Below are 6,467 nucleotides of genomic sequence, written 5' to 3' on the forward strand. Positions count from 1 at the left end.
GGCGTTGCACAGGACGTACTTGCGCGCGGCCGGGACCTTGCGCGCCGAGGCCCATTTGCGGGCGGCCGGGAAGCCGCCGCCGCCGCGCCCGCGCAGGCCGGCGCGCTTCACCTCGTCGATGACCTGCTCGGGACTCATGCCACTCAGGACCTTGGCCAGGGCGGCGTAACCGCCCGCGGCCACGTAGTCGCCGATGTTCAGCGGATCGATCAGCGCGTTCCTGCGCATCAGGTCCCGGCGCTGGCGCGCATAGAAGGGGATGTCCTTCTCGTGGACGATCTTCTCGCCCGTTGCGGGATCCGCGTACAGCAGACGTGCGACGGGTTCGCCCCGGCCGATGATCGACGCGACGATCTCTTCGGCGTCGGCGGGTTCGACTTTCTGGTAGAAGATCCCCTGCGGCCTCACGATGCAGATCAGCCCGCGCTCGCAGAAGCCGTGGCAGCCGTTGCGCTGGATGCGGATTTCGCCGGCGAGACCGCGCGCGTCGATCGCCGTCTCGAAGGCGGCGGCCAGCTCGTCGGCGCCCAGCGCCCGGCAGCCGCTGCCCGCGCAGATGGAGATGACGGCCGTATCGGTGTCGGCGGTCCGGCGCAGCTGGTCGCGCCACGCCTCGAGCCCGGCCGGATCGGCTACGCGCTTCACGTCGCGGATGACGGCCGGCGCTGCGGCTGCCGCCGGGACGGGCTCGCTGGCACGGCATTTCACGAGCGCGCGGCTGAGCTTGCGCGGTTCCATCTCGCCTTGGCATGCGCCGTCCATCACCACCACCGGGCCCAGGGCGCAGGCGCCCACGCAGTGGACCGTGTCCAGCGTGACTTCCAGATCGTCGGTCGTGCCGCCGGGTGCGACGTGCAGCTCGTCCGCAAGCTGGTTGACCAGGCGCTCGGCGCCGCGGACGTGGCAGGCCGTCCCCATGCAGACGTCGATGCGGTGCTTGCCGCGGGGGGCGACGGAAAAGGCCTTGTAGAACGACACCGCCGAGTGCACGCGGCTGCGCGGCACGCCCAGGCTCCCGGCCACCAGATCGACGGCCTCGTCCGGCACGTGGCGCAGCTCCGTCTGGAGATCCTGCAGCACCATGATCAGGCTGGCCGGCTCGGCCGGATAGCGGCCGATAATCTCTTCGATGGCGGCGAGTTGAAGGGCCATCTCGTCTCCCGGGAATGGCGGTCACAAGCGAGGATGGTCCCTGAATGGTGTCAAGCGGGGAGGGACCATGCAAATGGAAAGTTCCGTCTCCCCGGCGGACCTGAATGTGATACCATTTTCAAGGGCGCACAGACGCTGTGTCCTGCGCTCAGCGGCTCGCAAGGGGGTGGCCATGTTCGTTTTCAAGACACGGTTCCTGCTGTGTGCCGCGATGGTCCTGGCGGCCGCCCCGCAGGCGCGCGCCGCGTGCGGGGATCTCGATCCCGGCCCGTTGCTGCCCGTACCGGAGCCCTGTCCCGGCTACACCCTCGACGGCATCACCTACGTCGCCGATACCCTCGGGGAGCTCACCGCCCTGATCGGCGACCCGCCCGCCTCGACCTACTGGCAGCACGGCTGCGTGGTGGCCGCGTTCCAGAACTACGTGTACGACGAGGGCGGATCGCCGGACCAGGCCACCGCCAGCGCCTTCAATTTCGGCAACGCCGCCAACGCCCAGGCCATGTACGACGACCCCGAGCATGGCGCCTTCGGCTTCGACATCATCGACTGGCCCGGGACCGGGCCGGCGAAGCAGGCCGTGCTGACGGATGTCGGCTGGATCTTCTTCCGCCAGCGGTGTCTCTACTGCATCATGATCTCGCCCGCGCCCGGCGGCGACACGACCGGCCTGCGCTGCATGGCCGAGGCGATGCTGGCCCGCATCGGCGAGGTCGTCGGCGACGAGGCGGCGTCGTGGGGCGAGTTGAAGCGGCACTGGTAGAGCGGGCTACGCCGTGATGCGGCCCACCCCGATGTGCTGAGAATGTGGTATCATGAAGGACGTACGATCACGCGTTCGTGGGCTCTTTCGGAGGGGTTGGCCATGCACCGCGCTCATGCCAGAATCCTACGCCCGTTGCTGCTTTTCTCTGTCGTGTTCCTGATGCCGTCGGCTTCGCTGCTCGCCCAGGGCACCGAGGAGCCCTTGGCGGTATTGAGATCCTGGGGACCGGACGACGTGCCCGAAAACGTTTTCGGCCCCCAGGGCATAGCCACCGACCGCTGGGGCAACGTCTACGTCACCGATCACGACCGGGACCGCGTCTGGAAGTTCGACTCCAACGGCGCCTACCTCACCCATTGGGGCGATACGGGCAACGGCCCCGGCGAGTTCGACTGGCCCTACGCCGTGGACGTGGACGACTCCGGCTACGTCTACGTCGTGGACGCCGACAACCTGCGCGTGCAGAAGTTCGACAGCGTGGGCAATTACGTCCTGGAGTGGGACATCGCCTGGGGCGCCAGCTTTCCCTTCTACGCGCCGCGGGGTATCGCCGTCAGCGCCTACGGCGACGTCTACGTGACCGACATCACCTATCACGCCGTCTTCGCCTTCGACTCACAGGGCACCCCCGTCGGTCACTGGGGGGACGAGGGCAGCCTCCCGGGCCAGTTCCTCGAGCCCCACGGCATCGACGTCGCCCCGTCGGGAGATGTGTACGTGGCGGATACGTTGAATCGCAGGATCCAGGTCTTCGACGGCAGCGGCGGCTACCTCTGGTCCTGGAGCGACGGCGAACCGGGCATCAACATCGGCGACCTGTACGACCTGGCGGTAGACCAGTTCAACAACGTCTACTTCATGGACGGAAACGGTGACGTGCTGCGCAAGTTCGGCCCCGGCGGCGGCCTGCTGTCCGAGCTCCACGAGTTCCGCCAGAGCCGGGGCGTGGCCGTCTTCGGCTACGGCACCGTCTACGGCGTGGATCAGCAGCGCAACATGGTGAAGAAGTGCGGCTATCCGCCGGCGTTTTCTTCCATCGCCGACATCGGCGGCGACCAGGGGCGCTGGGTACGCCTCACCTGGACGCCCACCCTCTTCGACGTGACGACCATGCCCACCGCGGTAACCGCTTACGGCGTCTACCGGCGCATCGACGAACGCGTCATGGAGAGCTGGGACTTCATCGCCACCGTTCCCGCCCGCGGCGACACGATCTACAACCTGGTCGCGCCCACCCTCTGCGATTCGACCGCGACCGGCGGCGTCTGCTGGTCCGTCTTCGCCGTGACCGCGTTCACGTCCTACGGCGAGTTCTTCGACTCGGCTCCGGACTCCGGCTACTCCATCGACGACATCCCCCCGCCGCTGCTCGGCGCGCCCCTGGTTGAGGAGATCATGGGCGAGCTGGAGCTGCAGGTGACCTGGGACGCCAGCGGCGCGCCCGATCTCGGCCATTACGCGGTGTACCGCGGCGGCGCGCCCGACTTCGTGCCGTCCGATCCGTTCACGCCATACGCCGAGTCGTACGACCCGTCGTACGTCGACGGCGCGGTCGCCCCGGGCGAGACCTGGTACTATCGTGTCGCCGCCTTCGACGACGCCGGCAACTTCTCCGGCTACTCTTCCGCTGCCGGCGCCACGGTCACCACCAGCACGCCGTCCGCCGTCCCCTGGACGCTCAGGCTGGTAGGGAACACGCCCAATCCCTTCAATCCGCGCACGACGATCATCTTCGAATTGCCGGCCGCCGCCACGGTGGACCTGCGCGTGCACGATCTGACGGGCCGGGTGGTCAGGACCCTCGCCGCCGGCGACGCCTACGGACCGGGCCGCCACGAGCTGGTCTGGGACGGCACGGACGCCGCGGGGCGTGATGCGGCCTCGGGCGTCTACGTCTGCCGTCTCGTGGCCGTCGGGGAGACCCGCAACGGGCATATGGTCCTGGTTCGCTAGGCGTCGTTCATCGCGCGCAGGAAATCGAGATGGTCGACTCGTCGATATTTGACGTGTCAACCATCTCGTTTTTCACGGTTCGCGCGCACGGCGCCGCACGCGCCGTGTCACCGATCCCGCGCCCGCGCGTAGTAGGGGATGACCGCATCACCCGGAACGAGGAACGAACGGTTTTGGACGTACGCAAGGCCATCAGGGATCGTCGTCACGCACGCCTGCTGCAGCAGGCGCGACGCGGCGACGCGAAGGCCTTCGGGTCCCTGTTCGGCGAGTTGCACGCGCCGGTGTTCGACTACCTCGACCGGCGGCTGCCGGACATCCACGACGCAGAGGATCTGGTCTCGACGGTCTTCCACAAGCTGCTGAAGAACCAGGGGAGCTACGATCCGCAGAAAGGCAGCGTGACGGCCTGGCTGATGGCCATGGCCCGTCATGCTCTGATCGACCATCTGCGTCGCCGGCGCGACACGGTGGACGTGGACGATCTGGCGGAATTCCTGGCCGGCCCGGCCTGCGATCCCCTGGCGGGGATGATCCGTACCGAAGAGGCGGAGCGGGTACGCACCGAACTCGGGATGCTGCCGGCGGACACGCGCGAATTGATCGCGCTGCGCTACGGTGAAGGGCTGCGCTGCCGCGAGATCGCCGCCGTGACGGGTCTCACCGAAGACACCGTCAAGCAGCGGCTGTCGCGGGCCGTGCGCGAGCTGCGCCGACGGGTGGGTGGGCAACCCTTAAAAGGAGGCGAGGTGGATTATGCGACCCGATAGACTCGAACGCATCCTGCGGGACCTCACCGCGCGACCGACGCGCGATGCCGCCCGTGGGCGCAGCGAGCTGGCGGCGGAGCTTCTCGCCAGGCATGAACGGACAATGTCCCGCGAGAGGGGATTTCACATGATGTTCCCGAGGAAACCCGTTTACGTGACCCTGTTGCTGGCCGTACTGGGCATCGGCGCCTGCACCGTGCCCACCGAGACCGAAGTGGAGATGGGCCAGCGCCTGACCTACACCCTGGATTCCGGCGGCCTGCTGGACGAGTTGCAGCAGGTGACGCGGTTCGTGGAAGCCCAGCCGGGTGTCGATGACGTGTCGGTGGCGATCCAGGAGACCGACGACGGACCGACGACCATCGACCTGATGATCTGGGGCCGCGGCATCGACGGCGACGATCTGGCCGGTCGCCTCGCGGGGGTGTTCCCCGCCCTGGCCGGCGCGCACCTGGAGCGCCAGGAGTTGACCACCGGCATCCGCACGAGCCTGGCCGAGAAGCTGGGGCACGACCTGTTCCACATCGAGGTCGTGGCCGAGGGTACCGATGACGAGATCCGCGCCCGGATCCTGCAACAGATCTACGAGAGTGGCTTCGCGGGGGACGCCCAGGTGGACGTCAGCACCGAGGACGGCGTCACCACCATCGGCGTGGAGATGACCCACGAGGGCGACGGCGTCGAGACCGAGGACGAGCTGGTGATCGAGGTGATCCGCGAGGACGAGTAGCGGAATCGTTCGGGCAACGGGAACGGGCGCCCCGCGGGGCGCCCGTTCTTTTTTCCTTCCGGTTCGCGCTCTACCTGATCAAGGCCATCTTCTTCACGATGACGCCCCGGTCCGTGCGCAGCGCGTACAGGTAGACGCCGGCGGATACCTTGCGGCCCGCCGCGTCGTCGCCCGCCCAGTTCACGGTGCGCACGCCTTCGGACAGGTGGCCGCGCGCCAGGGTGCGGACGAGCTGGCCGCGCAGGTCGTAGATGTCCAGGCTGACCAGACCCGCCGCGGCGGGTACTTCGTAGACGATGGTCGTGATCGGGTTGAAGGGATTCGGGTGGTTGCGCAGCAGCAGCGCGCCGCCCGCGGCGCCCAGGTCGGGCACGGCCGTCACGTAGGGTTCGCCGGCGTGGAAGCGCCTGGTGTCGAGGGTGGAGCCGCTGAGTCCTTCCAGGATGCTGCCGGGGCAACCCTGGAAGTCGATCTGGTAGGTGATGTCGAAGAAGCTGTCGACGGCGAAGTCGCCGCTGGGCAGCCTGGTCAACGTCGTGAAGCCGGGACTGGGCAGTCCGAAGCCTTCGCCGGCGGTGACGATCAGCTCGCAGAAGTCCGGGTCCCCGAAGAGCTGGCCCTGCATGAGGTACATGGTCTGGGCGAAGGTCTGGACCGGGTCGCCGGGTGTGCGCGGGCCGGTGTGGACCTCGCACTCGAGGGGAACGACCATGTTGCGCGCGAAGCCGGCGAGCTCGCCGGTGCCGGTCATCGCCCAGTAGAGGTTGGCGGAGAACTGCTGGACCTCGCCGCCGAGGGTGCCGCCGGGAAAGCGGACCACGCCCGCGAAGTCGGTCAGGACGGACTCCATCTCGAGGGAAGTGCCGGGGGGCAGGCCGTCGAGGATAGTCATGCGTCCCTCGTAGCCGTCCGGGCAGGCCGGCGGCATGTCGACCGTGCCGAGCCCGTTGTCTTCCAGCACGCAGGAATGGTTGACGGGCGGGAAGTACGGCTCGCCGGCCTGGAAGCGCTTGGTGTCGGTGGTCGCACCCGACAGGCCGTCCAGGGGGCTGCCGGGGCAGCCCGCGAACTGGATCTGGTAGGTGATGTCGAAGAA

The 6,467-nt window shown here is 68.2% G+C and carries 6 protein-coding genes; 4 read left to right on the forward strand and 2 right to left on the reverse strand.

The genetic code is table 11. The features are described from left to right. A partial coding sequence (locus KJ554_00725) for an NAD(P)H-dependent oxidoreductase subunit E (GenBank protein ID MBU0740854.1) occupies window positions 1–1,152 on the reverse strand: 1,152 nt, incomplete at its 3' end. A gap of 172 nt (window positions 1,153–1,324) precedes the next feature. Between KJ554_00725 and KJ554_00730 the strand changes: the two genes are divergently transcribed. From KJ554_00730 to KJ554_00745, 4 genes are all read left to right on the forward strand, one after another. Beyond that, window positions 1,325–1,915 carry a hypothetical protein gene (locus tag KJ554_00730; protein MBU0740855.1) on the forward strand — a complete coding sequence of 197 codons (591 nt, stop codon included), beginning with the start codon at window positions 1,325–1,327 and terminating at the stop codon, window positions 1,913–1,915. Between the two features lie 102 nt (window positions 1,916–2,017). Further along, on the forward strand, window positions 2,018–3,871 hold the full coding sequence (locus KJ554_00735) for a 6-bladed beta-propeller (GenBank protein ID MBU0740856.1): 1,854 nt from the start codon (window positions 2,018–2,020) through the stop codon (window positions 3,869–3,871). Window positions 3,872–4,044: 173 nt separating this feature from the next. Then, window positions 4,045–4,641, forward strand: a complete 597-nt coding sequence (locus KJ554_00740) for a sigma-70 family RNA polymerase sigma factor (protein MBU0740857.1) — start codon at window positions 4,045–4,047, stop codon at window positions 4,639–4,641. Between the two features lie 127 nt (window positions 4,642–4,768). Next, on the forward strand, window positions 4,769–5,371 hold the full coding sequence (locus KJ554_00745) for a hypothetical protein (protein MBU0740858.1): 603 nt from the start codon (window positions 4,769–4,771) through the stop codon (window positions 5,369–5,371). Window positions 5,372–5,441: 70 nt separating this feature from the next. Here KJ554_00745 and KJ554_00750 read toward each other — a convergent pair. After that, the coding region (locus KJ554_00750; GenBank protein ID MBU0740859.1) for a T9SS type A sorting domain-containing protein at window positions 5,442–6,467 on the reverse strand (1,026 nt) is incomplete at its 5' end.

This window comes from bacterium (assembly GCA_018814885.1).
Classification (GTDB): Bacteria; Krumholzibacteriota; Krumholzibacteriia; order LZORAL124-64-63; family LZORAL124-64-63; genus JAHIYU01.